24 protein-coding genes and 3 pseudogenes are annotated in these 24,203 nt (G+C 68.1%); 21 read left to right on the forward strand and 6 right to left on the reverse strand.

Annotated features, from left to right (window positions below; translation table 11 throughout):
- Window positions 1-99: 99 nt before the first annotated feature.
- Window positions 100-483, forward strand: coding sequence for a hypothetical protein (locus tag AAFF41_RS29375; RefSeq protein WP_343324884.1), 384 nt, complete (start codon window positions 100-102; stop codon window positions 481-483).
- Window positions 484-860: 377 nt separating this feature from the next.
- Here AAFF41_RS29375 and AAFF41_RS29380 read toward each other — a convergent pair whose 3' ends face one another.
- Complete coding sequence (locus AAFF41_RS29380; RefSeq protein ID WP_319751532.1) at window positions 861-1,055, reverse strand: hypothetical protein; 195 nt, start codon at window positions 1,053-1,055, stop codon at window positions 861-863.
- Between the two features lie 83 nt (window positions 1,056-1,138).
- On the opposite strand from AAFF41_RS29380, the gene AAFF41_RS29385 reads away from it, so the two are divergent.
- The 10 genes and pseudogenes from AAFF41_RS29385 (at window position 1,139) to AAFF41_RS29430 (ending at window position 7,966) form a co-directional block, all read left to right on the forward strand.
- The gene (locus AAFF41_RS29385) at window positions 1,139-1,738 is read left to right on the forward strand and encodes a hypothetical protein (protein WP_319751531.1); all 600 of its coding nucleotides are present in this window, start codon (window positions 1,139-1,141) and stop codon (window positions 1,736-1,738) included.
- A 65-nt stretch (window positions 1,739-1,803) separates the two neighbouring features.
- Window positions 1,804-2,238, forward strand: coding sequence for a WXG100 family type VII secretion target (locus tag AAFF41_RS29390; RefSeq protein ID WP_343324885.1), 435 nt, complete (start codon window positions 1,804-1,806; stop codon window positions 2,236-2,238).
- A 69-nt stretch (window positions 2,239-2,307) separates the two neighbouring features.
- The gene (locus tag AAFF41_RS29395) at window positions 2,308-2,622 is read left to right on the forward strand and encodes a WXG100 family type VII secretion target (RefSeq protein ID WP_319751529.1); all 315 of its coding nucleotides are present in this window, start codon (window positions 2,308-2,310) and stop codon (window positions 2,620-2,622) included.
- Complete coding sequence (locus tag AAFF41_RS29400; protein ID WP_343324886.1) at window positions 2,622-4,505, forward strand: RNase A-like domain-containing protein; 1,884 nt, start codon at window positions 2,622-2,624, stop codon at window positions 4,503-4,505. The genes AAFF41_RS29395 and AAFF41_RS29400 overlap by 1 nt, the downstream gene beginning before the upstream one ends.
- Window positions 4,506-4,550: 45 nt before the next feature.
- Complete coding sequence (locus tag AAFF41_RS29405; protein ID WP_343324887.1) at window positions 4,551-5,111, forward strand: hypothetical protein; 561 nt, start codon at window positions 4,551-4,553, stop codon at window positions 5,109-5,111.
- Between the two features lie 132 nt (window positions 5,112-5,243).
- Window positions 5,244-5,918 carry a hypothetical protein gene (locus tag AAFF41_RS29410; protein WP_343324888.1) on the forward strand — a complete coding sequence of 225 codons (675 nt, stop codon included), beginning with the start codon at window positions 5,244-5,246 and terminating at the stop codon, window positions 5,916-5,918.
- Window positions 5,899-6,113, forward strand: a pseudogene (locus AAFF41_RS29415) (hypothetical protein); the annotation flags it as partial. The gene AAFF41_RS29410 and the pseudogene AAFF41_RS29415, both read left to right, overlap by 20 nt.
- Window positions 6,108-6,899 (forward strand): hypothetical protein, encoded by a 792-nt coding sequence (locus AAFF41_RS29420; protein WP_343326499.1) that lies wholly within the window; start codon window positions 6,108-6,110, stop codon window positions 6,897-6,899. The pseudogene AAFF41_RS29415 and the gene AAFF41_RS29420, both read left to right, overlap by 6 nt.
- 22 nt (window positions 6,900-6,921) lie before the next feature.
- Window positions 6,922-7,227: pseudogene (locus AAFF41_RS29425) on the forward strand (RNase A-like domain-containing protein); the annotation flags it as partial.
- 52 nt (window positions 7,228-7,279) lie between these two features.
- Window positions 7,280-7,966, forward strand: a complete 687-nt coding sequence (locus tag AAFF41_RS29430) for a contact-dependent growth inhibition system immunity protein (RefSeq protein WP_343324889.1) — start codon at window positions 7,280-7,282, stop codon at window positions 7,964-7,966.
- Here AAFF41_RS29430 and AAFF41_RS29435 read toward each other — a convergent pair.
- The gene (locus AAFF41_RS29435; protein ID WP_319751522.1) at window positions 7,960-8,163 is read right to left on the reverse strand and encodes a DUF397 domain-containing protein; all 204 of its coding nucleotides are present in this window, start codon (window positions 8,161-8,163) and stop codon (window positions 7,960-7,962) included. The two genes, AAFF41_RS29430 and AAFF41_RS29435, sit on opposite strands and share 7 nt — an antisense overlap.
- A 5-nt stretch (window positions 8,164-8,168) precedes the next feature.
- Entirely contained in the window at window positions 8,169-9,050 is an 882-nt protein-coding gene (locus tag AAFF41_RS29440) for a helix-turn-helix domain-containing protein (protein ID WP_181650235.1), read from the reverse strand.
- A gap of 239 nt (window positions 9,051-9,289) precedes the next feature.
- On the opposite strand from AAFF41_RS29440, the gene AAFF41_RS29445 reads away from it, so the two are divergent.
- The 9 genes from AAFF41_RS29445 (at window position 9,290) to AAFF41_RS29485 (ending at window position 20,663) form a co-directional block, all read left to right on the forward strand.
- Window positions 9,290-9,730 (forward strand): ATP-binding protein, encoded by a 441-nt coding sequence (locus AAFF41_RS29445; protein ID WP_343324890.1) that lies wholly within the window; start codon window positions 9,290-9,292, stop codon window positions 9,728-9,730.
- Window positions 9,731-10,335: 605 nt separating this feature from the next.
- Window positions 10,336-11,622, forward strand: a complete 1,287-nt coding sequence (locus AAFF41_RS29450) for an amidohydrolase (protein ID WP_319751520.1) — start codon at window positions 10,336-10,338, stop codon at window positions 11,620-11,622.
- Between the two features lie 361 nt (window positions 11,623-11,983).
- On the forward strand, window positions 11,984-13,051 hold the full coding sequence (locus AAFF41_RS29455; RefSeq protein ID WP_075028633.1) for a BMP family lipoprotein: 1,068 nt from the start codon (window positions 11,984-11,986) through the stop codon (window positions 13,049-13,051).
- A 472-nt stretch (window positions 13,052-13,523) separates the two neighbouring features.
- Entirely contained in the window at window positions 13,524-14,573 is a 1,050-nt protein-coding gene (locus AAFF41_RS29460; protein WP_319751519.1) for a BMP family lipoprotein, read from the forward strand.
- A gap of 345 nt (window positions 14,574-14,918) precedes the next feature.
- Complete coding sequence (locus tag AAFF41_RS29465) at window positions 14,919-16,499, forward strand: ABC transporter ATP-binding protein (RefSeq protein ID WP_388149637.1); 1,581 nt, start codon at window positions 14,919-14,921, stop codon at window positions 16,497-16,499.
- Complete coding sequence (locus AAFF41_RS29470) at window positions 16,496-17,623, forward strand: ABC transporter permease (protein ID WP_054233654.1); 1,128 nt, start codon at window positions 16,496-16,498, stop codon at window positions 17,621-17,623. The genes AAFF41_RS29465 and AAFF41_RS29470 overlap by 4 nt, the downstream gene beginning before the upstream one ends.
- On the forward strand, window positions 17,620-18,882 hold the full coding sequence (locus AAFF41_RS29475; protein WP_319751518.1) for an ABC transporter permease: 1,263 nt from the start codon (window positions 17,620-17,622) through the stop codon (window positions 18,880-18,882). Before AAFF41_RS29470 ends, AAFF41_RS29475 begins: the two co-directional genes overlap by 4 nt.
- Window positions 18,879-19,292, forward strand: coding sequence for a cytidine deaminase (locus AAFF41_RS29480; protein ID WP_082417401.1), 414 nt, complete (start codon window positions 18,879-18,881; stop codon window positions 19,290-19,292). The genes AAFF41_RS29475 and AAFF41_RS29480 overlap by 4 nt, the downstream gene beginning before the upstream one ends.
- An 87-nt stretch (window positions 19,293-19,379) precedes the next feature.
- Window positions 19,380-20,663, forward strand: coding sequence for a thymidine phosphorylase (locus tag AAFF41_RS29485; RefSeq protein WP_319751517.1), 1,284 nt, complete (start codon window positions 19,380-19,382; stop codon window positions 20,661-20,663).
- A 115-nt stretch (window positions 20,664-20,778) separates the two neighbouring features.
- Here AAFF41_RS29485 and AAFF41_RS29490 read toward each other — a convergent pair whose 3' ends face one another.
- Window positions 20,779-21,699 (reverse strand): AEC family transporter, encoded by a 921-nt coding sequence (locus AAFF41_RS29490; RefSeq protein WP_319751516.1) that lies wholly within the window; start codon window positions 21,697-21,699, stop codon window positions 20,779-20,781.
- Between the two features lie 145 nt (window positions 21,700-21,844).
- Between AAFF41_RS29490 and AAFF41_RS29495 the strand changes: the two genes are divergently transcribed.
- Window positions 21,845-22,231 carry an STAS domain-containing protein gene (locus AAFF41_RS29495; protein ID WP_082417399.1) on the forward strand — a complete coding sequence of 129 codons (387 nt, stop codon included), beginning with the start codon at window positions 21,845-21,847 and terminating at the stop codon, window positions 22,229-22,231.
- Here AAFF41_RS29495 and AAFF41_RS29500 read toward each other — a convergent pair.
- Window positions 22,133-23,122, reverse strand: a complete 990-nt coding sequence (locus AAFF41_RS29500; RefSeq protein WP_097285992.1) for a sigma-70 family RNA polymerase sigma factor — start codon at window positions 23,120-23,122, stop codon at window positions 22,133-22,135. The genes AAFF41_RS29495 and AAFF41_RS29500 overlap by 99 nt on opposite strands.
- Before the next feature lie 112 nt (window positions 23,123-23,234).
- A pseudogene (locus tag AAFF41_RS29505) lies at window positions 23,235-24,188 on the reverse strand (DNA polymerase III subunit beta family protein).
- Window positions 24,189-24,203: the final 15 nt, after the last annotated feature.

Below are 24,203 nucleotides of genomic sequence, written 5' to 3' on the forward strand. Positions count from 1 at the left end.
GGAAGCCGCGCACCGTCCGGCGAGTCACTGCGGGAGACCGATGAAGTCGATCGATCCGGGGTTGAGGCCGAGGTCTCCGGGCTGCGCCGGGCCGTTCTCGTGATCGGCTCGGCGGAGGTGCTGCGGGCACTGCGCGCCCACGGAACGATCGCGTGGTTCCGGATCTCGGCCGGGGTGGATCCGCTGGATTGCCTCGTCCGTCCGCCCTTGGTCGTCTGGCGCTACGCCGACCCGCAGGACCGGGTACGCCTGGCGATCCCGCCGACCGTCGAGACGTTCGAGGGAAAGGTCGGGTGGGTCACGGACGTCTCGGCCGAGAGCTGGCGCCTCGAGCCACGGAGGGTGCGGGACGAACTCTCCGGAGCCGCTCCGGGGTACCCGGGTGTCCTGTCCGACCTCAAGCACGAGGACCAGGACTTCTGCATCCGTGCCACGCGGGATCTCGAACTCCTCCTGGCAAGGATCGAGAGGCTCCACGACTGAGTTCGCGGCGGCGGCCCCTTCCGGGCGGGACACAGGAACCCCGAATCTTCTCCACACCGGTTGCACCGAACGGACACGTGTTGTTCGTCGGCCATCCCTGGATCGCGCGTTGGACCGACACCATCCAGCCATTGAATCTCCCCGAACGGCACCAATCGGTCGCCGCACGCCTGTTTCGCTTACGCAGCGGGGGGACCACACGTGGCGTCCGCACATGTGGAGTCCGACAGATCGGACTCCGACAGACCCGCGTCCCGGCGGCCGTACGCCGCCCGTGGGCTCGGTGACCGCATCTTCAGGTACCAGCTGACGGCCGCCGGTGTCGTCGTCCTCGCCGTCATGGCGGGAGTCGGCCTCTTCCTGCTCCTGATCGCCGGTCAGGCACTCAAGGCCACCGGCTTCTCCTTCCTCACCACCGCCGCATGGCAGCCGGACGTCCACCGGTTCGGCATCGCGGCCGTCCTCACCGGCACCCTGCTGATCGCCGCCGTCGCGGTGACGCCCTCCGTGCCGCTGGCCGTGGGGACCGCGCTGTTCATCTCCGACGTGGCCCCGCGCAAGCTGCGCCGCACCCTGGTGACCATGGTCGACCTGATGGCGGCCGTATCGTCGGTGGTGTCCCCTCACCGAACCCGACCGCCGAAAGGGAGCCGCGATGCCGACGCCGGATGCTCGGGCCTGGGCCGAGGCGCTCAGCATGTACGAGCAGCGGTACTCGTACGTGTCGGTGGGGCCCCGCGCCCACCAGGACTGGGTGCGGGATGTCGCGGCAGTCATGCGCCGGGGGGTGACGGATCCCCGGTCCTGGAGGTGGCTCGACGTCGACGAAGGCGAGGAGGAACGGCTGGAGGAGCCGTCCTTCCCCTTCGTCCTGCCGCCCTCCGTTCCACAAGGCGCGGCCGCGTGGCGGCGCGGACTGCGGACGGTGCCCCGGACATCGGTGGAAAGACTGCTGGTCATGCTGTCCACCACATGGCTGGACGTCCCGCGCGAACGCGCCCGCAATGACTTCGAGACCCGTCGTCCGGAATTGGAGCGGAAGGCCCGGGTGATCCTCTCCCGCTTTCCGGAGGAAACGTCCTTCCACACGAACGCCGGGTACCCGAGATCGAGGAGTGACAGCCAAACCGACGCCCCGGACTTCTACGAGGCGACCACCGGCTGCACCCCTCTCTCCCAGTACGACTGGGACCTCGGCCTGATCGCGGTCTCCGGGACCGAACTCGGCCTCTTCTGGTCCTTCGACGCCACCTGAAACCTCGTAAGATTCTTGGGCGTACGTGACGTGCGATGCCGATGTGACGGGGGCGGAGGTACGGCATGAGAGTGCACGGAGCAGGCGGGGGACAAGGAGGCGGTGGCTCCGACCTGAGGGTGTCAGGGCAGGACCTGACGAAGCTGGCTGACGACCTCGACGACATGCAGAACCACTTGGACCAGCAGGTCAAGCGCATGGACGCGATCGTCGACCGCATCGAGGCGGGCTGGCGGGGCCCGGCGGCGACGGCGTACCGCGAGTTCCACTGGGCGGCGACCGAGGACGCCGTACGCATCCGCGAAGTGATGAAGCTGCTGGAGCGGGCCGTACGGCTCAGCCGCGACGGTTTCACCGAGCGCGACCTGGACGTGCTCGAACAGATTCGGCGGATCCAGGTGGACGTCGACAGCGAGGTAGGCAGACTCTCCACGCCGAGTCCGGCGGCAGGGGCGAATGGTGAGTCGTCACCGGCGCGCAGCAGCCTCGACTCCTTCTGAATCCGGCGTTCCGAGAGAACCGCCAAGTACTCGCTTCGCACCCCGCCGTTTCCGACACCTAGGGGGATCATGTCGACCGGGGCCACCGACGACGACCGCATAGCCGTCTCCTTCGCCACGCTCCACGACCTCGCCGGCGAACTGGAAGACATCCTCAAGCAGCTCAACGGCAAGCTCGACGACCTTTACGACCGCGCCGAACCCGTTGTCCTGTCATGGAAGGGCGAGGCCCGCGAGGTCTTCGTGAAGAAGCTCGATGAGTGGGACCGCTCGGCGCAGGACCTCCAGGCGGCCCAGAAGTGGCTGCACGAGTACGTGACCACCGGCCACGCCAACTATGCGGCGGCGCACCGGGCGGTTCTGCGGGGCTGGGGAGTCGCCTGATGGCAACGCCCTCGCCCTCGACCACGCCCCCGGCCACCACGGGCAACGGCGCGCTGCCCGCCCCGTCGTCCGGCTCGGGTGTGACCCCTGCCCCCTCTCCCGGCTCTCTCAAGGACCCCCAGGGCAAGAACATTTCACAGCAGGACTCAGGCTCGGCGCGGCGTCAACGCTCCGACGAACTGGCGGCGATGAAGCCCGCCGCGCCGGGCAACGCCGTCGGCTTCGACATCCAGCCGAAGCACGTGTACTACGCGTCGTACGTACTGCGGAACGCCCAGTACGACTTCGCGGACCGGGCCAAGAGTCTCGTCGACACCCTGGACGGGTACGCGCATGCGGCGGGCTGTGGGACCGGCCCTGAGGCCTTCGCGAAGGCGTACGCCGAAGTCGCCGATCTCTTCTTGCAAGTGTGGAGCAGAGCGACGGAGGGTGTCGGCGGCGCTGCGGTGGGCCTCACGGTGACGGCGAACAACTACGCGCAGGCGGAGCACGCGACCAATCCGCTGAGCCCGGTTGTAGTGAGGAAAAAAGTCCCGGACGTCCTGAAGAAGGCCGGCGCGGGCGGACCCGTGGCCGAACTCGGCTGGGGCAACGCCCCTGCGGAGGCGGGCTGGGGCAACGAGATCATCGACGACGTCGCCGGGGGCCTGAGCCGGGTCGGCGACTACGTCCTGCGCCCGATCCTGGAGTACGCGCTGCGGCACGGGAAGGTCGCCGACATCACGCCGGGCGGCGACGACATCGACCTTCCCAAGATCGCGCTGGCGTGGCGGACGGCGGCCAAGGACGCCAAGACGTCCGCGGACACCTTCGACGACGCCATCGCGTATCTCACCAACCCCGCGCCGGGACACGACGAGTGGCAGAGCGCGATGAAGCAGTTCTGTTCTGCGATCTGGGGGAGTACGGCCTGGGGCAAAGCGAGTCACAACGGCCGTTACCGGTGGAACCAGGAGGACGGCCAGCGCCCCGCCTTGGATGTCCTCCAGGACACCGCACGCGACGTCGCGACGGCGTGCGACGCGCTGAGTGCGGAAGTGACGAAGATCAGGTCCACGATCACCGATGTCTACAAGCACGCGGCTGAGAAGACCTTTGTCGCGAAGAGCATCGAGGCCGCTCTGGAACTGGCCCTCAAACTTCCTGAGCTGGCCCTGGAGTTCGTCTCGAACATCGACACGGGTCGCCTCAACCATGCCGTCGACATGTACAACCGAGAAATCCACACCCTTGCCGGCAACTTGATCGAACTCAAGCATGCGCTGGAAGAGGCGGAGCGCAGCGTTCCCAGATATTCCGCGGAAGAGGCACGCGCCGAGGCTTTCGGTGTGAGGGCGCTCGACGAATTCAAGAAAGAGCACCCGTGGACCAATCCGGAGGACACCAAGAACGGCGTCTACAAGATTGACCTGGCCAGCAGCGAATGGTTGAACGACGGCCATACCCTGGACAAGCACGTCGGGAAGACCTCCGAGCAACTCGCCCAACGTCTTCGTGACCAGGGTGATCCCGCCACTGACGCATGGCCGCACGGTAAGCCCAAGGTCAGTGCGGCCTCCAGCTTCGACAACCTGGAGAGCGCGCAGCGGTACACGCAGTACAACATCGACCAGTACTCCGGCGACATCAAAGCATGGCTTGACGGGCCGCCACCGCCCCAGGACGGGGAAGTGAAGAAGCTGGTCGGTCCGGGACCCAACGGAGAAGTCACGGGTACGAGCGTCACGAAGCAACCGTACGACCCGAACGATCCGATGACCGGTTTCAAGCAAGGTGGTATGGACGCCAAGCCCCTGGAGGTGAAGAACATCGATACCCGCCTGAAGTACGATCCCAGCCTCGATCCCCCCTTCGTCGTCATGACTTCCATGCCGGCGCGCTGACCAATTCCGTCGGGAAGAATGAGATCTGGAACGAGAATGGAAACGGTGAACCGAACCGCATGGGAGGAAGCTTCCGTGCGCCTGCTCGACGACGTCTACGCGTTCGCGGCGACCGGCCCGAGGGCCCACTCCGACTGGCGGGACGATGTGCTGGCCGTGATGAACCACGAAGTGGACGACCCGCGCGGCTGGAACGTCCTCGACTGGGAGACGGACAAGGAGGAGCGGGCGACGGCCGGTCCGTCCTTCCCCTTCCGCCCGCCCTCCCGCGAGCACCTGGAAGAGCGGCTGTTCCCCGTCACGCCGGCGACGGCCGAGCGCCTGCTGGTGACGATGACCTACGACTGGGGCCCGGTCCCCCAGGACGAGGACGAGGACGAGGACGCGGCAGCGGACGCGTATGCCGATGCCCGGACCTTGTTGAGCCGGTACGGGGAGCAGATCTCCTGCTACAGCAACATCACCCGTGCGCGCGCGACTCCGTCGCCTGATCTCACCGGCGGAGTCGACGGGTGGCTGTCTCTCACTCAGTACGACGGCGACTTCGGATTCGTCGTCGTCTCGCCGGAAGAGGTCGGTGTCTTCTGGTCGTTCAACCCCATTTGACGAGTAGTGCTGCGCTACAAACAAGCCGTGGAACCGAAGTTCGTGGTCCTCGCCTCCATGCCCATGACGCCGTGAGCCGACACTGCCTGGCCCGTGAGCGTTCAAGAGGAAGCAAGAAAGGTGTCGCCGGCGTTGACCACATACATCGGGGCAGTGTTCAACAACGGATTTGTTACGCGGTTGCTCGACCTGTCCCTTCGCGCGAACACCTCGGAGGACGAGGACTTCGAGCACGAGATTGCTCGCCTCTGCTGGAGCATGCAGCGTGCGCAGGGTGCCTCCTGGGTGCTGCCGCTGGCCACTGCCGCGGCCACGGTGGATCTTGTCGCAGAGGTGTTCGTGAGCTCCTTGCGAACCCGACTTCCGGCAGGTTTTGAGGAGAGGCTGAGCCTCGCGGCCGGCGGTCGTCCGGTGGAGGAGTATCTGTCGGACGCCGCCTCGGCCATCCGCAAACTCGACAGTGAGATTGTGCCCGGCTACGGAGAGCTTCCCATGGCTCCCTGGGAGGTCTCCCTCGCGTTTCCGGAAGTGATCGACTTCAAATACTGGGTGGAGACCGACGAGTTCGAAACACTCGACGAGTGTTTGTGGGCCGGGTTCGACAGCATGCACCCCGGAGAATGCGCGAGCAGGGCAACGGCTCTCATAGCGCAGGCACAAGAAGACCTGCTCCTCTTTCCGGATCCGGACGTTCTGCGCTCGACACTTTCGCAGAGCATCCCTTGGGTGTCTCGCAATGTTCTGCTGGAGATCGTCCGGAAGGGAAATGAACACCTCGCCGAGTTGCATGGAGTCTCAGGGCGATGACAAGGCCGACCGCCAACAGAGCACCGCCACCTACCCTGACCGCGAAACCGCCCAATGGGCCACCCAGCAGGTCGGCACCGCCAATGAGCAGCTCGTCCACCGCTGGCTCGCCCAGGCCAGCCCCGTCTGACGATCGAGGCGTCGTGGCCCTCGCGCACCGAGCCGGTCGACAGGGCGCTGATTCAGGCGATGATGAAGTTCACCGTCATGACGTCCATGCCGGTCAAGCGGAGACGGGTGCCCAGAATGGCAATTACACGCCAGGATGTAATTGAGTATTTTCACCTCGAAGGAGCAAGAAACCTTCTCAAGCTCTACGGGCGCTATCAAGATAATATTCCGGACGACGCTTCGGAGTGGAAGAAGGAGCTCTTTCCTGTAGTTCGTGGAATTTGGAACTCGGAAATGGACGGCGGTAGGAACCGGTACGAGATCGGAGCGCAACTCCGAACTGCCGCCGATTTGTTTGAAACCCATCCAGATGGCTCGCACCACGCCTTGAAGAATTTTCCCATGGGGTACCCCATGGAACGTACGGCTGCCATTTTTCGGGAAATCGCCGACTATGTGGAACAGTGGGCTTCCCCGCTGGACATGGAAGCAATCAGCAATACCCCGGTAACCGCTCGAGAACTGATCATGCGCTTCCCGCGTCTGAGTAGTATCCTGCCCCTCTATTTCGGGCAGGATGGTGCGGCCGTAAGTGACGACATGCAGGACGCGAGCACGGAGGAGGGCATCCGCATGTACATCGACGAGACGCACCCTGGATGCCCGTGGAATCTTCCGGCTGCTGTCGCCGAATGCCACGAAGCTCTGGCGATTTTCCACACCGAGGATCAATTGGACAGATTCTTCTGCGAGGCTGGAATGCACGGCGGTTCGGGTAGCGACGAATTCACCGACTTCCTCCCCCTCTTCGCCCGCCTCTGCAGCGAGCACATGAGAGAGTTCCACTCACCGATGTGGGAACCCAGGTAAATTCACGACGAGGGACAATCGGCACACCATGCGTACCCGTTCCGCCACCTACCCCGACCGCGAAACCGCCCAATGGGCCACCCAGCAGGTCGTCACCGCGAATGAGCAGCTGATCCACCGCTGGCTCGCCCAGGCCACCCGTCCCCGTCTGACGATCGAGGCGTCGTGGCCCTCGCGCACCGAGCCGGTCGGCCGGGTGCTGATCCAGGCGATGATGCTGGCGGGCCGTGAGCCCGTCGACGTACGCGCGGCCCGCGTGGTGCTCAGGCGCGACGCGACCCGCCCCCATGGCTTCGTCGTCCAGACCACCTTCCCCGTCTATCTGTAGAGCTCCGTAGAGCCCCGTAGAGCCCCGTAGAGACCAGTAGAGGCTGATCACCGTGCCCCTGAGCCCCCTCGAACACGACCGTCGCCACGGCGAACTGGACCAGGTGATCCGCGCCTACGCCGGGCAGCCCGCCGACGACACCCCGGACAAGCCCAGCCAGGCCCTGACCGCCTACCTCCGCCACACCTGGCACACCCGTCCCTGGGCACTGGCCACGGCGGAGACCCAGCTGCGGGAGTACGCCCGCAACCCGCCGGGCCGACTCCGCCTGCGCCTCGGCGAGTTCTACGCGATCCCGGACGTCGGGCTGCCCGAGTCGGACATCGAGCAGTGGCTGACCTGCCTCGCCGACCACATCAAGCACAGCGTCGAGACCGGCGACGCCCCGCCCCCGGCCACCCCCGTCACCCACTGGGAATGGCGCGCCCGTTTCCCCGAACTCGCCCAGTTCCTCGGCGGCTGGTTCTCCCAGGACATGCCGGACGAGTTCGACGACCACGACGCCGCCGTCGGCGACTACGCGGCCGGTACCCACCCCCAGCTTGTCGCCCGCCTGGTCGGCGAACTGTCCGAACTCCTCGCCCTGGACCTGGACGAGCCCGACTACGCCCTGGCCGTCGCCGAACTGGGCATGGAGGTCGACCCGCCGGCTCCCTACAGCCCCAGCGGCTGGCTCACCCTCGTCTCCCAACGACTCGGGTATCCGCGCGCGGACTACGGGCCGGACGCCGGTCAGTGAAGCGCTCGGCCCGTTCGCTGCCCCACGTACACCGCGAACGCCGCCCAGGTGGACGAAGCGACCACGACTAGGGACCCGTCCACGTCCTTCGAGTCACGGACGGCGACGGTGCCGGGTATGTTGCGGGCGACTTCGACGCACTCCTGGCCGGCATCGCCGCCGCTGTAGCTGGACTTGACGAACACGAAATCGGCCACCGGGGCTACATCTCCTTGCGAATGGCTTCGATGAGGTCGAGGGCGTTGCGTTCCGCCAGCCCGATCCGCGCGATGCGGTCGAAGATCCGGCCGTGCCGGGCGGCATCCTCCTCGCTTTCCAACCAGAGCGTAGAAGACGGTACGTCCATATGTACGACGTCCAGCGCGCCAAGCTCGGCAAACGAGACGACGCTGAACGACCCGGTCATGCCCGGGTTCGCCCCCGCCAGCCAGGGGACCACCTGCACCTTCACCGTATCCATGTCGGCCAAGTCGAGCAGTTGCCCCAGTTGTTCCCTCATCACCTCGCGACCGCCCACGAGTTGGCGCAGCGCCCCCTCGTGGAGCACGACCCAGAGTTCTAGAGGTCGTTCCGACCGCAGTCGCGCCTGACGGGCCAGCCTCGCCTCGACGAATGGCTCGATCTCGCTCGGGTCCTCCCACGAACCGGCTCCGACGGCCACCGCCCGCGCATAGTCGGGGGTCTGCAACAGGCCAGGGATGAAGGCGAGTTGCCAGGTTCGGATGCTGGTGGCGATGTCCTCCAGGGCGACGTACTCCACCATGGCGGGAAGCTGTGGGTACTGGTTCCACCAGCCGTGGGCCTTGCGTCTCTCGCGATCCGTGCGGGCCAGGGTCAGCAGCCTCCCGATCGCCGGCTCGCCGGTCTCGCCGTACAGATGGCACAACGCACGGATGTCCGGGTCGCGGATCGGCACCAACCCACGCTCCATCTTGGCGACCTTGGCCACCGACGCCGACAGCGCCTCGGCCGCGTGTGCCTGACGCAACCCGTGTGCCTCGCGCATACGCAACAGCTCGCCGCCCAGTCGTCGTGCCAGCACGGTCGACACGGACACTCCGCGATCAGGGCTTCTGCCTGCCATCTCGCGTTCCCTCCAGCCGAGTTGGTCACAGTCTGTGCCGTCGGCGCACTGTGAGCAAGCAAGTTCGAGTAGAAATTTATGGCCTCATAGTTGATGGCCCTCGGGAATAACGCTACCTTCGGTGTCCGGACGGTTACTCAATGACACCAGGCGGCGGAAGTGCACCGTGCTCCCGAACGGGCACCGCGCGGCAGAGCCACCCCACCTGGCGCCCGCCCTCGCGCAAGGAGACGCACCCCGTGACCAACTCCTGTCCTCCCCCTCGCTTCCGCAAGGGCGACGACCGCTACGACTCCGTGGACTACACCCCCTACCCGGGCAACATCCCCCGCGCCCGCAGACGCGTCGCCCAACTCGCCGTCGACTGGGGCCACCCCGACGTCGCCGGTGACGCGGCGCTGCTGGCGAGCGAGTTGTGCACGAACGCCCTGCTCCACGGGTGCTTACGGGACCGCCTGTTCCGCGTCGAGACGTCGCTGACGGGCAACGCCCTGCGCGTCGCCGTGACCGACCCGAGAGGTGAGCGGCTTCCGTATCCGCCCACGCCCGTCGCGGATGACCAGTTCGGCCGAGGCCTCCTCATCGTCCGCGCACTGGCGAACCGCTGGTCCGTGGAGAAACTCACCGTCGGCAAGACCGTCTGGGCGGAGCTGGATATACGCGGGGATCTTGATGTCTGACCCCGTAGGAAACGGCGAAGACGCCGGCGCGATCAAGATCCTCATGGTCGGCAGTACGGCTGTCCGACGCCGTCGACCGGCCAGGCGCCCCAGGTCGTCCCCACGCCCCTCCGGCGCGGACCCCGGCGGCCCCCTCGCGCCCGGGTCGACAGGGGGTGGTGTTCGGGCATGCGTGCGCATGATCTTGGTCAGGTCTGTGGGACCGTAGGGTACGGGAATGGGTTCGGACACCCCGAGCGTTTCCCTATGGGAGTTCGCCGGCAGCCCCGGCGGACTGGATCTGGAGAGGGGCGGTGGCCCGCATCAAGGGCCCGCGTCACCCCGTGGTCACGGGCCGTCACCGCAGTCGGCCATCGTGGCGGACATGGCAGTCGGCCATCGTCCCGGACGCGACCGTCGGCCTTCGGTCCGGATGCGGTCCGGGCAGGGCGCGCATACCGTCTGGCTCAAGATCCCATCGTCCGGAAAGACGGGCGAGCATACCCATCCCACCGGAAATCTATGCGGCGCGTGGCCAAGTTTCTTCCCCTAACGGGCTGAAGTTTTGTTGATCGTGGGTCAGTTGGCCGCCCCGCCGCCCTACCCTTCAAAGGGTGAACCAATTGATGTCCCGAGAGTACGAGGCCGATGTCCCCGGGGGAGCAGCGCTCCCCGGCACCCTGCCCGACGCCCTGCGTGCCGAGCTGATCGCGTTCCGGCGCGACATGCACATGCACCCGGAGCTCGGCAACCAGGAGTTCCGCACCACCGCGGCACTCAAGGCGCGCCTGGAGCAGGCGGGCCTCAAGCCCCGCGTGCTCGACATCGGAACCGGGCTCATCTGTGACATCGGGATCGACGCCGGTGAAGGTGCGGGGGAGGGCGAAGGGGGCGGGGCGCGCGACCGCGCACGGGACCGTGTGGTCGACGGCGGACGCGGCATGCTCGCCCTGCGCGCCGACATCGACGCGCTGCCCATCCCGGACACGAAGAGTGACTGCGCCTACCGCTCGACCGTGCCCGGCCGCGCGCACGCCTGTGGCCACGACGTGCACACGACCGTCGTCCTCGGCGCCGGGCTCGTCCTCGCCGAGCTGCATCGCCAGGGGCTCCTGCCGCATCCCGTACGGCTGATCTTCCAGCCCGCCGAAGAGGTCCTGCCCGGGGGCGCGCCCGACGCCATCGAGTCCGGAGTGCTGGACGGCGTGGGGCGGATCATCGGCGTGCACTGCGATCCGAAGGTCGACGCCGGACGGATCGGACTGCGCCACGGTCCCATCACTTCCGCCTGCGACCGGCTGGAAGTCTCACTCGACGGCGCCGGCGGTCACACCGCGCGTCCCCATCTCACCACCGACCTCGTCACCGCCGCCGCGCGCGTCGTCACCGACGTGCCGTCGCTCGTCGCCCGGCGGGTGGACGCCCGCAGCGGGCTCGCGGTGACCTGGGGACGCGTCGAGTCCGGGCACGCCTGCAACGTCATCCCGCAGCACGCCGAGCTGTCCGGGACCGTCCGCTGCCTCGACCTCGAGGCCTGGCGGCAGGCGCCCGACCTGGTGCACGCGGCCATCGACGAGATCGCGAACCTGTACCGCGCCAAGTCCGAGATCAACTACATCCGGGGCGTCCCGCCGGTCGTCAACGACCCGGCGGTCACGGAGCTCCTCCATGACGCCATGACCTCGCGGCGCGGCACGCACTCCGTCGAGGACACCGAGCAGAGCCTCGGCGGCGAGGACTTCTCCTGGTACCTGGAGCACGTGCCCGGTGCCATGGCGCGCCTCGGCGTCCGTACGCCGGGCGAGCGCACCACCCGTGACCTCCATCGCGGCGACTTCGACGCCGACGAGTCGGCCATCACGGTCGGAGTCGAGCTCTTCACCGCGGCGGCCCTGCTGGACGCGATCCGCTAGGGCCTGCCAGGCCTGTAGGTCCAGGGCCTGTCCGGCGCGATCCGCCGGACAGGGTCTGGACGCGGTCCCCCGAACACGAGACGCTCACTCGGAGATGGCGCACAAGTGACGTAGGGGTACCCGGTCCGCCGGTCCGCCGATGCCCCGATCGGCACCTCTTTGTCCGCTTGCGTCACCCCGCCGTAACGGGTGGCGTGCAAACGTAACCCGGTGGCGGCACGGTTCGATAACGGCCCGGAGAAACACCGTTCCCCTCCCCTTCTACGCGCGTTACTGTGCGCCGAAATCGCTGCGTCGGCGGCGTGTTGGGGAAGCGGACCGGCGACGGCCGTGGGGATGAAGGGTGCTTGCTGTGCGTCTGATGTCTCGGAGGACCAGGTTCTCCCAAGCAGCGGTGGCCGTCTCGGTCATCGCCCTCGCGGCGGTCGGTTGTGGCAAGTCGAGCACCGACACGAGCAGCGACTCCAAGAAGAGCTCGTCGGGTTACACCGGGAAGGGCATCGGTCTCGCGTACGACATCGGCGGCAAGGGTGACCAGTCCTTCAACGACGCCGCGTACGCCGGTTTCCAGAAGGCCGAGACCGAGTTCAAGATCGGCGGCCGGGACATCGAGCCGCAGGACGGCGAGTCCGACGCCGACAAGGTGCAGCGCCTGGAGCAGCTCGCCAAGTCCGGCTACAACCCGGTGATCGGCGTCGGCTTCGTGTACGCGCCGGCCGTCAAGGAGGTCGCGGCGAAGTACCCGAAGGTGACCTTCGGCATCATCGACGACGAGCAGGACAAGGCCGCGAACATCGCCGACCTCGTCTTCCACGAGGAGCAGTCCTCCTACCTCGCGGGTGTCGCGGCGGCGAAGGCCACCAAGAAGAACCACATCGGCTTCATCGGCGGCGTGGACATCCCGCTGATCCACAAGTTCGAGGCGGGCTTCGACCAGGGCGCGAAGTCGGTCAACCCGAGCATCAAGATCGAGTCGCAGTACCTGACGCAGACGCCCCAGGAGGGTGGCTTCTCGAGCCCCGACAAGGGCAAGGACGCGGCGGCCGGCCAGATCGAAAAGGGCGCCGACGTGCTCTACCACGCGGCCGGCCTGTCCGGTCAGGGCGTGATCTCCGAGGCCGCGTCCAAGAAGGTGTGGGCCATCGGTGTCGACTCCGACCAGTACGCGCAGAGCTCGCTGGCCAAGTACAAGGACTGGATCCTCGGCTCGGCCTTGAAGAACGTCGGCGGCGCGGTGTACGACCTGGCCAAGTCCGTCGTCGACGGCAAGCCGCTGAGCGGCGTCGTGCGTGGTGACCTCAAGTCGGGCGGCGTCGGCTTCGCCGACTCCAACCCGAAGTACAAGGCCCTGACGGACGTGGTCGCGGCGGTCGACAAGGCCAAGCAGGACATCATCGACGGCAAGGTCACCGTCAAGACGACCCAGTGAGTCGCGCCCGTCGTCACTGATCACCGACCTGGCGTCACTGATCACCGATGAGGGAGCCCCCGGCCCGATGTACGGGCCGGGGGCTCCCTCATTCACGCGTTCAGGATTCATGCGTTCATGCGTTCATGCGTTCATGCGTTCTCGCGGGGTCGTTCTGGCACGACGATGATCCCGGCGAAAAGATCAAACCTGGTCAGAATCCCGCAAAGTACCATGGTCTCGTATATGGCATCGCATACGTCGATGCCGCGTCGAAGGTGTGTCGACACCGCGTGGACACCGCGCCCGGGGTCCGGGCGCCTTTGCCGAGTGGAAGCCCCAGGTGCGCCCTAGGTGTTCGGAGATTGTTCGCCGAGGGTTCAAAACGGTCGGATAACACTCTGGCGACGTGGGTTCTCTGCTCTGTCTACGCGCGTTACGCTGCGGCGGAATCAGCGCCTGGTTTGGGCGCCTGCACAAAGGAGTCACGTTCATGCGCCGGGTGTCCCGAATCGCGGTTGCGGGCGTTGCGACCGCATCCCTCGCCGTTGCTCTCTCCGCCTGTGGCGGCTCGTCCACCGAAGCCTCGAGCGGCGGCTCGGCCAAGACCAAGGGCATCGGCCTTGCGTACGACATCGGCGGCAAGGGCGACCAGTCCTTCAACGACGCCGCGTACGCCGGTTTCCAGAAGGCCGAGACCGACCTCAAGATCGGCGGCCGGGACATCGAGCCGCAGGACGGCGAGTCCGACGCCGACAAGGTCCAGCGCCTGGAGCAGCTCGCCAAGTCCGGCTACAACCCGGTGATCGGCGTCGGCTTCGTGTACGCGCCGGCCGTCAAGGAGGTCGCGGCGAAGTACCCGAAGATCACCTTCGGCATCATCGACGACGAGCAGGACAAGGCCGCGAACGTCGCCGACATGGTCTTCCACGAGGAGCAGGCTTCCTACCTCGCGGGTGTCGCGGCGGCGAAGGCCACCAAGAAGAACCACATCGGCTTCGTCGGCGGCGTGGACATCCCGCTGATCCACAAGTTCGAGGCCGGTTACGTCCAGGGTGCCCAGTCGGTCAACCCGAAGATAAAGATCGAGAAGCAGTACCTGACCCAGACGCCCCAGGAGGGTGGCTTCTCCAGCCCCGACAAGGGCAAGGACGCGGCCGAGGGTCAGATCGAGGCGGGCGCCGACGTGATCTACGCCGCCGCGGGCCTGTCGGGTCAGGGTGTCATCCAGTCCGCCGCCTCGCACAAGGTGTGGGCCATCGGCGTCGACTCCGACCAGTACAAGCAGGACGCGCTGGCCAAGTACAAGGACTACATCCTGACTTCGGCCACCAAGGACGTCGCCGGGGCGGTCTACAACCTCGCGAAGTCGGTGGCGGACGGCAAGCCCGCGACCGGCGTCGTCCGTGCCAGCCTCGCCACCGGCGGTGTCGGCCTCGCCGACTCGAACCCGGCGTTCAAGAACAACGCCGACCTGCAGGCCGCGCTGAAGAAGGCCGAGGCGGGTATCAAGGACGGCTCGATCACGGTCAAGACCTCCTGACCGGAGCCCTGATCCCGGCCCAGGTCACGACGTCATCACCAGACGTCGAAACCATGGCCATGGCAACGCTGTAATGGCAGCGTTACGGCCACGGAACGGGGTGTGGGGAGGATGACCTTCCCGTGCCCCGTTCGCGCGGCAGAATGCTCGGATCGGATCGGATCGGACCGAAGGCAGTCCGGAAAGAGCCCGGTCCGTCCGAGTGCAATTCAAAGCAGGGGCGCTACGCGCGTAGATAGGCCCCTTTTCCAAGGAGAGTGCGCCATCGACGCGTCCAGCAGCCCTCCGCTCACCGCGCAGTCGACCGCGGTCGAGCTGGCGGGGATCACCAAGCGTTTCCCCGGTGTGGTGGCCAACCATGACATCCACCTGACGGTCCGCAAGGGCACGGTCCACGCCCTCGTCGGCGAGAACGGTGCCGGCAAGTCGACGCTGATGAAGATCCTCTACGGCATGCAGAAGCCGGACGAGGGCACGATCACCGTCGACGGCGAGCAGGTCACCTTCCACAGCCCCGCCGACGCCATCTCGCGCGGCATCGGCATGGTCCACCAGCACTTCATGCTCGCCGACAACCTCACCGTCCTGGAGAACGTGGTCCTGGGCAGCGAGAAGCTGTACGGCATCGGCGGCGGCGCCCGTAAGAAGATCAAGGAGATCTCCGACCGGTACGGCCTGAACGTCCGCCCGGACGTCCTGGTCGAGGGCCTCGGTGTCGCCGAGCGTCAGCGCGTGGAGATCCTCAAGGTCCTCTACCGCGGCGCCCGCACCCTGATCCTGGACGAGCCCACCGCCGTACTGGTGCCGCAGGAGGTGGACGCGCTCTTCGACAACCTGCGCGAGCTCAAGTCCGAGGGCCTGGCCGTCATCTTCATCTCGCACAAGCTGGGCGAGGTCCTCTCGGTCGCCGACGAGATCACGGTCATCCGGCGCGGTACGACGGTCGGCACGGCCGTCCCCGCCGAGACGACCCCCCGCCAGCTCGCCGAGATGATGGTCGGCAGCGAGCTCCCGACCCCGGAGACCGCCGAGTCCACCGTCACGGACAAGCCGGTCATCCAGGTCGAGGGCCTCACGGTCTTCGCCAGCGGTGCCCCCTCCCTCGGCGAGCTCGCCGAGCCGACGGGCGCCGGGCTGCTCACCGAGGACACCGCCGAGACCGCCGCCGCGGTGCGGCGCATCCTCGACGACGTCACCTTCACCATCCACGCGGGTGAGGTGATGGGCATCGCCGGTGTCGAGGGCAACGGTCAGACCGAGCTCATCGACGCGCTGATCGGCCTCAAGGCCGCGGACGCGGGAGCCATCACGTTCCTCGGCGACGAGATCACGGGGTGGGCCACCCGCAAGCGCCGCGAGAAGGGCATCGGGTACATCCCCGAGGACCGCCACCGCCACGGCCTGCTGCTGGAGTCCCCGCTCTGGGAGAACCGCATCCTCGGCCATGTCACCGAGGCCCCCAACGCGAAGGGCTTCTGGCTCGACATCAAGGGCGCCCAGGAGGACACCAGGCGGATCGTCGAGGAGTACGACGTCCGCACCCCCGGCATCGACGTCACCGCCGCCTCGCTCTCCGGCGGCAACCAGCAGAAGCTGATCGTCGGCCGCGAGATGAGCCACAAGCCGCGCTTCCTGATCGCCGCCCACCCCACCCGCGGTGTGGACGTCGGCGCGCAGGCCGCGATCTGGGACCAGATCCGCGAGGCCCGCCGCGAGGGCCTGGCCGTGCTGCTGATCTCGGCCGACCTGGACGAGCTGATCGGCCTGTCGGACACCCTGCGGGTGATCTACAACGGCAGGCTCGTGGCGGACGCCGACCCGGCGACCGTCACCCCGGAGGAACTCGGCTCGGCCATGACCGGCGCCGCCTCCGGACACCTGGAGCACGTAGCGGAAAGCGCCGCCCCGGAGGACGAGGCCCGATGAAGAAGTTCGACAAGGAGCGCGTGCTCCTCGCGGTGGCCGGCCCGGTCATCGCGCTCGTCGCGGCGATCGCGCTGACCTCGGTCGTGCTGCTCGCCTCGGGCAAGAGCCCGTTCGAGCCGTACTCCCTGATGCTCCAGCAGGCGACGTACTCCGACGTCCAGGTGCTGATCATCAACCAGGCGTCGCTGTACTACCTGGCGGCGCTCGCGGTGGCCATCGGCTTCCGCATGAACCTGTTCAACATCGGTGTCGACGGTCAGTACCGCCTCGCCGCGATGATGACCGCGGTCGTCGGCACGCACATCGCGCTGCCCGGCGTCCTGCAGGTGCCGCTGCTGCTGCTCGTCGGCATGCTCACCGGTGCCTTCTGGGCCGGCATCGCCGGTGTCCTGAAGGTCACCCGGGGAGTGAGCGAGGTCGTCGCGACGATCATGCTCAACGCGATCGCCACCAGCCTCATCGGCTATCTCACCCTCGACAACATCTGGGGTGTGCAGGTCGGCAACAACAACACGACCGGCATCATGAAGAAGTCCGGCTGGGTTCCCGGCATCAACCTCGGCTCGGACGTCGGCGAGATCTACGGCCTGGTCTTCCTCGCGGTCCTCATGGGCGTCCTGTACTGGGTGGTCCTCAACCGCACCCGCTTCGGCTTCGACCTGCGCGCCACCGGTGCCTCCGAGACCGCCGCCGCGGCCTCCGGTGTCGACGCCAAGAAGATGGTGCTCACCGCGATGCTGATCTCCGGCGCGGTCGCGGGCCTCTCCGGCCTGCCGCTGCTGCTCGGCGACGCGCACAGCTACAGCCTGAGCTTCCCGACCGGACTCGGCTTCACCGGCATCACGATCGCCCTGCTCGGCCGCAACAACCCGGTGGGCATCGCCTTCGCCGCCCTGCTGATCGCCTTCCTCGACAAGGCGTCCCCGGCGCTCGACTACGCGACCCCGGTGGCGTACGAGAAGGAGATCGCCACGATCATGCAGGGTCTGATCGTCTTCGCGGTCGTCATCTCCTACGAGGCCGTACGTGTCTGGGGCCTGCGCCGCCAGCAGAAGCGGGTCGGTGAGGAACTGGCCGCGGCCGCCGCCAACAACAACTCCCCGAAGGAGGTGGCTGCCCGATGAGCACCGCGACCGTCGCCAAGCCGCAGGCGCAGCAGCCCGGCAAGGGCAGCCGCCGATTCTCGCTCCCCGTGCTCCTGCTGATCATCGCGGGCGTACTCATCCTGACCTCGGCTGTCCGCCTGATCACCGGCGCGGACGGCATCACCTCGACCGGACAGATGTCCACGGCGCTGCGCCTCGCGGTGCCGATCGGACTCGCGGGCCTCGGCGGCCTGTGGTCCGAGCGCGCGGGCGTCGTCAACATCGGCCTCGAAGGCATGATGATCCTCGGCACCTGGTTCGGAGCCTGGGCCGGCTATCAGTGGGGCCCGTGGACCGGTGTCGCCTTCGGCATCATCGGCGGTGTGCTCGGCGGCATCCTGCACGCCATCGCCACGGTGACCTTCAACGTCAACCACATCGTCTCCGGTGTGGCCATCAACATCCTGGCGCTCGGTACCACCCGCTACCTGTCGAAGTTCACCTTCGAGAACGCGCCGCAGGGCTCCTCCAAGCAGTCCCCGCCCATCGACTCGCTCGGCACCTTCGACATTCCGGGACTGTCGAGCGGTCTGGACACGCTCAACGGGAAGCACTGGTTCCTGATCTCGGACATCGCGGGCCTGCTCGGCGGGCTGGTCACCGACCTGTCGCCGCTCACGGTCGTCGCCGTGGCCCTCGTACCGGCGACGTGGTGGGTGCTGTGGCGTACGTCCTTCGGCCTGCGGCTGCGCTCCTGCGGCGAGAACCCGATGGCCGCCGAGTCCCTCGGCGTCAACGTCTACAAGTACAAGTACCTCGCCGTGATCATCTCCGGTGGCTTCGCCGGCCTCGGCGGTGCCTTCCTCTCGATCGTCGCGTCCAACGTGTACCTGGACGGTCAGACGGCCGGCCGCGGATACATCGGTCTCGCCGCGATGATCTTCGGTAACTGGATGCCGGGCGGTCTCGCCCTCGGAGCGGGTCTGTTCGGCTACACCGACAGCCTCAACCTGCGCGGCGGCACCACCAACGTGCACGCGCTGATCCTGCTGATCGCGATTCTGCTGGTCTTCGGCGCCGCCTACCTCGCGTGGAAGAAGCGGCTCGTGCCCGCGCTGGTCACCGCCGCGGTGTCGGCGCTGATGTTCGTCTGGTACGTCACCACCAGCGATGTCCCCAAGCAGGTCGTCAGCGCGACGCCGTACATCGTGACCCTGCTCGTTCTCTCGCTGTCCGCGCAGCACCTGCGGATGCCGAAGGCGGACGGCATGCCGTACCGGAGAGGACAGGGCAAGTGACGTCCGCCGACGCCGGGTCCGCGGCCGTCGACTGGGAGGCTCTGCGGGAGCACGCGCGGGACGCCATGTCCCGGGCCTACGCCCCCTACTCGGGCTTCCCGGTCGGTGTCGCGGCCCTCGTCGACGACGGCAGGACCGTCACCGGCTGCAATGTCGAGAACGCCTCGTACGGGCTAGGACTGTGCGCCGAGTGCGGTCTGGTCTCCCAGCTGCTGAACACCGGTGGCGGTCGGCTGACGCACTTCACCTGCGTCGACGGACAGGGCGAGATCCTCGTCCCGTGCGGACGCTGCCGGCAGCTGCTGTACGAGTTCGGTGGGGCCGATCTGCTCCTGGAGACCCCGGCCGGAATCCTGCCGCTCTCCGAGATGCTGCCGCAGGCCTTCGGGCCGGAGAATCTCACCAAGTAACGCCTGCGTGGCCCCTTCCGACGACCGGACGATGAACGACCGATCGGGAGGGGCCGCGGATTTTCGGAAGTCTTCGGAAGGAAAGCCATGGCCATGGACGCCGTCTCCGTCATCCGCACCAAGCGGGACCGCGCCGAGCTCAGCGACGCGCAGATCGACTGGGTCATCGACGCGTACACCCGCGGCGAGGTCGCCGACTACCAGATGGCCGCCCTCAACATGGCGATCCTGCTCAACGGCATGAACCGTCGTGAGATCGCCCGCTGGACCGCCGCGATGATCGCCTCCGGCGAGCGCATGGAGTTCTCCTCCCTCTCCCGCCCGACCGCCGACAAGCACTCCACGGGCGGCGTCGGCGACAAGATCACCCTCCCGCTGGCCCCGCTGGTCGCCGCCTGCGGCGCGGCGGTCCCGCAGCTGTCCGGACGCGGCCTCGGCCACACCGGCGGCACGCTGGACAAGCTGGAGTCCATCCCCGGCTGGCGCGCCCTGCTGTCGAACGAGGAGATGCTGAACGTCCTCGACACGACCGGCGCGGTCATCTGCGCGGCGGGCGACGGCCTGGCCCCCGCCGACAAGAAGCTGTACGCGCTGCGCGACGTCACCGGCACGGTCGAGGCGATCCCCCTCATCGCCTCCTCCATCATGTCGAAGAAGATCGCGGAGGGCACGGGCTCGCTGGTCCTGGACGTGAAGGTCGGCACCGGCGCCTTCATGAAGACCATCGAGGACGCCCGTGAACTCGCCGCCACGATGGTCGGGTTGGGCACCGACCACGGCGTGAAGACGGTCGCACTCCTCACGGACATGTCGACCCCACTGGGCCTGACGGCCGGCAACGCGCTCGAAGTACGGGAGTCGGTGGAGGTCCTGGCGGGCGGCGGTCCGGCCGACGTCGTCGAACTCACCCTCGCCCTGGCGCGCGAGATGCTGGACGCGGCGGGCATCAAGGACGCCGACCCGGCGAAGGCCCTCGCGGACGGCTCCGCGATGGACGTCTGGCGCCGCATGATCGCCGCGCAGGGCGGTGACCCGGACGCCGCGCTGCCCACCTCCCGCGAGCAGCACGTGGTGACGGCCCCGTCCTCCGGCGTCCTGACCCGCCTGGACGCCTACGACATCGGCATCGCCGCCTGGCGCCTCGGCGCGGGCCGCGCCCGCAAGGAGGACCCGGTGCAGGCCGCCGCGGGCGTCGAACTGCACGCCAAGCCCGGCGACACCGTCACCGCGGGCCAGCCCCTGCTGACCCTCCACACCGACACCCCCGAGCGCTTCGAGTACGCCCTGGAGTCGGTCGAGGGTTCCTACGACATCGCCGCCGCGGGCACGGACTTCAAGGCCACGCCGGTCGTGCTGGAACGTATCGCCTGACTCCGTGCGGCAGTTGCCCCGTCCGGCAGCTGATTTCGTACGGCGGTGGAAGGGCCGGCGCGGACGCGCCGGCCCTTTCGCGTGCCCTGGGCCGGTGCCGTCAGCCGAGTACTCGTCAGCCGAGCACGGCCGCGATCACCACCAGCACCGGCACCGACAGGATCGTCGACAGCAGGATCGACTCCCGCGCCAGCGTCTCGCCGACCCGGTAACGCGAGGCGTAGGTGAAGAGGTTCTGGGCGGCGGGCAGCGCCGAGGTGACCACGACGTCGAGCAGCGGCGCGCCGTGCAGCCCGAACAGGCCCACCGCCAGGGCCCAGGCGGCCAGCGGCTGGCCCACCGACTTCAGGGCGACGGACAGCAGCACCGGGTACCGGTCCGCGCCCCGGCCGGGCAGCGTGCTGCCGCACAGCGAGATGCCGAACGCCAGCAGCACCGCGGGCACCGACATGTTGCCGATCAGCGTGAGCGGGTCCATGACCGGTCCCGGCAGCGTCAGACCGGTCGCCGACACCGCGACCCCGCTCAGCGAGCCGACCGCGATGGGGTTGCGCAGGGGAGTGATCAGCCGCTGCCACAGGGGGCCCTTCTCGCCGTCCCCCGACAGGTCGAGGACGGTGAGCGCGAGGGGCGTGACCATGATCTGCTGGAAGAGCAGTACGGGCGCGACGAGCGAGGCGTCCCCCAGCACGTACACCGCGATCGGGATGCCGAGGTTGCCCGAGTTGACGTAGCTGGAGCAGAGCGCGCCGATCGTCGTCCGGCCCACGCCCCAGCCGCGTACGACCCCGACCGCGACGAAGACCCCGGCCGCCGCGGCCGTGCTCATCGCCGTCACCAGGAGCCGGCTGGAGAAGATCACCGACAGGTCGGCCCGGGCGAGCGTGGTGAACAGCAGGGCGGGAGAGGCCACATGGAAGGCGAGCTTCGTCAGCACCTCCCGCCCGTTCTCCCCGAGATAGCCGCGGCGTCCGATGACGTAACCGACTCCGATGACGACGGCGATGACCGCGAAGCCCGTCAGCACCCCTTGCACGGTGCCCCCGTCGGTCGGAGGAGGCCGTCGGGTATCACGGAAGGCGCTGATTCATGGGGCATACACCCAACCCTCTGGGGTGGGAGGGGCGCAGGTCAATGTGATCCTTTGCGGGCGCGCGCCTCGAACGGGTCGGCTCGGCGCGATGAGTTCCGTGCCTCCGGCCGGTCTACTGACTGTGGACGCCACGACACCCGCCGTACTCGTGCTGCCCGGCCCCGTCACCCGTGACCAGGTGCCAGGGCTCTGTGACGACGTGCGCGCGCGGCTGGCGGCGACCGGCGCCGGGGTGGTGGTCTGCGATGTCGCGGGCCTCGGTCCACCCGGCCTGGCCACCGTCGACGCCCTGGCCAGGATGCAGCTCACCGCCCGCCGGGCCGGGGGCCGCGTCCGTCTGCGCGCCCCGGCCCCGCCTCTCCTCCTGCTTCTCGATCTAGTCGGACTCCGCTTCGAGGTGGAGGGGGAGGCCGAAGAGCGGGAACCAGCGCTTGGTGTCCAGGAAGCAGTGGAACCCGGTGATGCGGCCGTCTGAGATCTCCAGTGCCTGGATCGCCCAGGCACTGAAGCCGCCCTCCTCGGGATCCGGCTTGTAGTGCGCGAATCCCGGCAGACCGTTGACCGCGACCGGCAGCAGGCGCGAACCCGCGCAGGAGGCACCGAGGGTCGTCATGAAACCGGTGATGTCGCCCGTGCCGCGCAGCCACAGGTCGAACGGCGGCATCGTCATGATCGCGTCCTCGTGGAGCAGCGCGGTCAGCGCCGTCATGTCGTACCCCTCGAACGCGGCGACATAGCGCTCGAGCAGCTTCTGCTGCTCCTCGTCGAGCGGGTCGGAGACGGCGGCCTCGGCGCTGTCGCTCTCCGAGAGGGTCGCGCGGGCCCGCTGCAACGCGCTGTTGACCGAGGCGACCGTCGTCCCGAGCAGCTCGGCGACCTCCGACGCCTTCCAGGCCAGGACCTCACGCAGGATGAGCACGGCGCGCTGCTTGGGCGGCAGCTGCTGCAGGGCGGCCATGAAGGCGAGGCGCACCGACTCCTTGGCCACCGCGGCCTCGGCGGGGTCACCGACCGTGGGCAGCACGCGCGCGTCGGGCATCGGCTCCAGCCAGGTGTTGTCCGGGCGCGGGGTGAGCGCCGCCTGAGCCAGGGGTGAGGGACCACTCAGATCCATCGGACGCGCCCTCCGGTTGCCCGCGTTCAGCATGTCGAGGCAGACGTTGGTGGCGATCCGGTACAGCCAGGACCGCATCGACGAACGGCCCTCGAACTTGTCGTAGCTCCGCCAGGCGCGGACCATCGTGTCCTGCACCGCGTCCTCCGCCTCGAAGGAGGAGCCGAGCATCCGATAGCAGTACCCGGTCAGCTCGACCCGGTGCTTCTCCAGCCGCACGTCCAGATCTGTCGTCGCCGTACCGTCGCTCATAGCCAACCCACCCCTGTGGCCGTTCCCGTCGCACCGTCGCCTCGTTGCGCCGGCACTTCGGAAGCTACCGCAGCCCACTGACAATGGCCCCCGGAGTGGGAAAAAGCGGAGCTCAGACCAATTGCTTCACGGACATGAGCAAATGCCGGTGCGCACCGCCCGCTTCGCCCCCGGTTCCGTCCACCGCCTCGGCCCTGGCTTCGGCCCCGCTCAGCAGCGCCCGCTGCCCCGGCCCCAGCAGCTCCAGCCGTACCCGCGGCTGCTCGAAGGAGTTCAGGGCGTCCAGCAGATAGGCCGGGTTGAAGGCGACGGTGATCTCCGCCGTGCCGGTCAGCGCCGCGGGCAGTCGCTGCGAGGCCACGTCGTCGGCGTATCCGGCGCGCAGCAGAACGGACCCCTCGCCGTCACCGGTGAAGTCCAGCCGTACGGGACTGTTCACCTCCGCGACGACGGCGACGCGCCGTACGGCCTCCGCCAGCGCCTCGCGCTCCACCTCCGCGACCGCGGCTTCGGGCACCGAGAACAGCGAGCCGTGCCGCGGCAGCCGCCCCTCCATCAGCCGCACCGCCGTCCGCATCGGCCCGCCCTCGAAGCCGAACATCCCGCCGCCCGCGGGGTCGAGCCCGATGCGCACGTCACCGGAGCGGGCCGGCGACCGGGCGATCTCGTGCAGCCGACGCGCGGGCAGCAGGGCCTCCACGACGCCGTCGAGGGGGGGCCTCGGGTTTCCAGGCCAGGGTGCGCACGGCGTACCGGTAGCGGTCCGACGCGGAGAGTGTCATGTCCTCGCCGGACAGCCGCAGTTGTACGCCGGTGAGGACCGGCAGTGTGTCGTCGCGCCCGGCCGCGACGGCGACAGCACGAGGATCCGGCCGTCCGCCCCCGTCTCGGCATCGGTCTCGATGCTCGCCGCCGCCTCGAAGTCGAACCCCGAGATGCCGAGTCGTCCAGGACCGGCCTCCAGCAGCAGTCCGCCCAGCACCGGTACCGGCGAGCGGGCGGGCAGGGTGCGGGCCGCCCAGGCCACCGCCTCGGCGAGGTCGTCGCGATCGACGCGGAACTCCATGAAAGATCCCCCTGT

This window comes from Streptomyces mirabilis (genome assembly GCF_039503195.1).
Lineage (GTDB): Bacteria > Actinomycetota > Actinomycetes > Streptomycetales > Streptomycetaceae > Streptomyces > Streptomyces mirabilis_D.

Excerpts from the sequence above, each read along its gene's own strand:
- AAFF41_RS29460 (WP_319751519.1), top strand. The coding sequence starts at position 13,524 with ATGCGCCGGGTGTCCCGAATCGCGGTTGCGGGCGTTGCGACCGCATCC.
- AAFF41_RS29500 (WP_097285992.1), bottom strand. The coding sequence starts at position 23,122 with ATGAGCGACGGTACGGCGACGACAGATCTGGACGTGCGGCTGGAGAAG.
- AAFF41_RS29390 (WP_343324885.1), top strand. The coding sequence starts at position 1,804 with ATGAGAGTGCACGGAGCAGGCGGGGGACAAGGAGGCGGTGGCTCCGAC.
- AAFF41_RS29385 (WP_319751531.1), top strand. The coding sequence starts at position 1,139 with ATGCCGACGCCGGATGCTCGGGCCTGGGCCGAGGCGCTCAGCATGTAC.
- AAFF41_RS29495 (WP_082417399.1), top strand. The coding sequence starts at position 21,845 with ATGAGTTCCGTGCCTCCGGCCGGTCTACTGACTGTGGACGCCACGACA.
- AAFF41_RS29455 (WP_075028633.1), top strand. The coding sequence starts at position 11,984 with ATGTCTCGGAGGACCAGGTTCTCCCAAGCAGCGGTGGCCGTCTCGGTC.
- AAFF41_RS29420 (WP_343326499.1), top strand. The coding sequence starts at position 6,108 with ATGATGAAGTTCACCGTCATGACGTCCATGCCGGTCAAGCGGAGACGG.
- AAFF41_RS29450 (WP_319751520.1), top strand. The coding sequence starts at position 10,336 with ATGTCCCGAGAGTACGAGGCCGATGTCCCCGGGGGAGCAGCGCTCCCC.
- AAFF41_RS29475 (WP_319751518.1), top strand. The coding sequence starts at position 17,620 with ATGAGCACCGCGACCGTCGCCAAGCCGCAGGCGCAGCAGCCCGGCAAG.
- AAFF41_RS29395 (WP_319751529.1), top strand. The coding sequence starts at position 2,308 with ATGTCGACCGGGGCCACCGACGACGACCGCATAGCCGTCTCCTTCGCC.
- AAFF41_RS29485 (WP_319751517.1), top strand. The coding sequence starts at position 19,380 with ATGGCCATGGACGCCGTCTCCGTCATCCGCACCAAGCGGGACCGCGCC.
- AAFF41_RS29400 (WP_343324886.1), top strand. The coding sequence starts at position 2,622 with ATGGCAACGCCCTCGCCCTCGACCACGCCCCCGGCCACCACGGGCAAC.
- AAFF41_RS29470 (WP_054233654.1), top strand. The coding sequence starts at position 16,496 with ATGAAGAAGTTCGACAAGGAGCGCGTGCTCCTCGCGGTGGCCGGCCCG.
- AAFF41_RS29440 (WP_181650235.1), bottom strand. The coding sequence starts at position 9,050 with ATGGCAGGCAGAAGCCCTGATCGCGGAGTGTCCGTGTCGACCGTGCTG.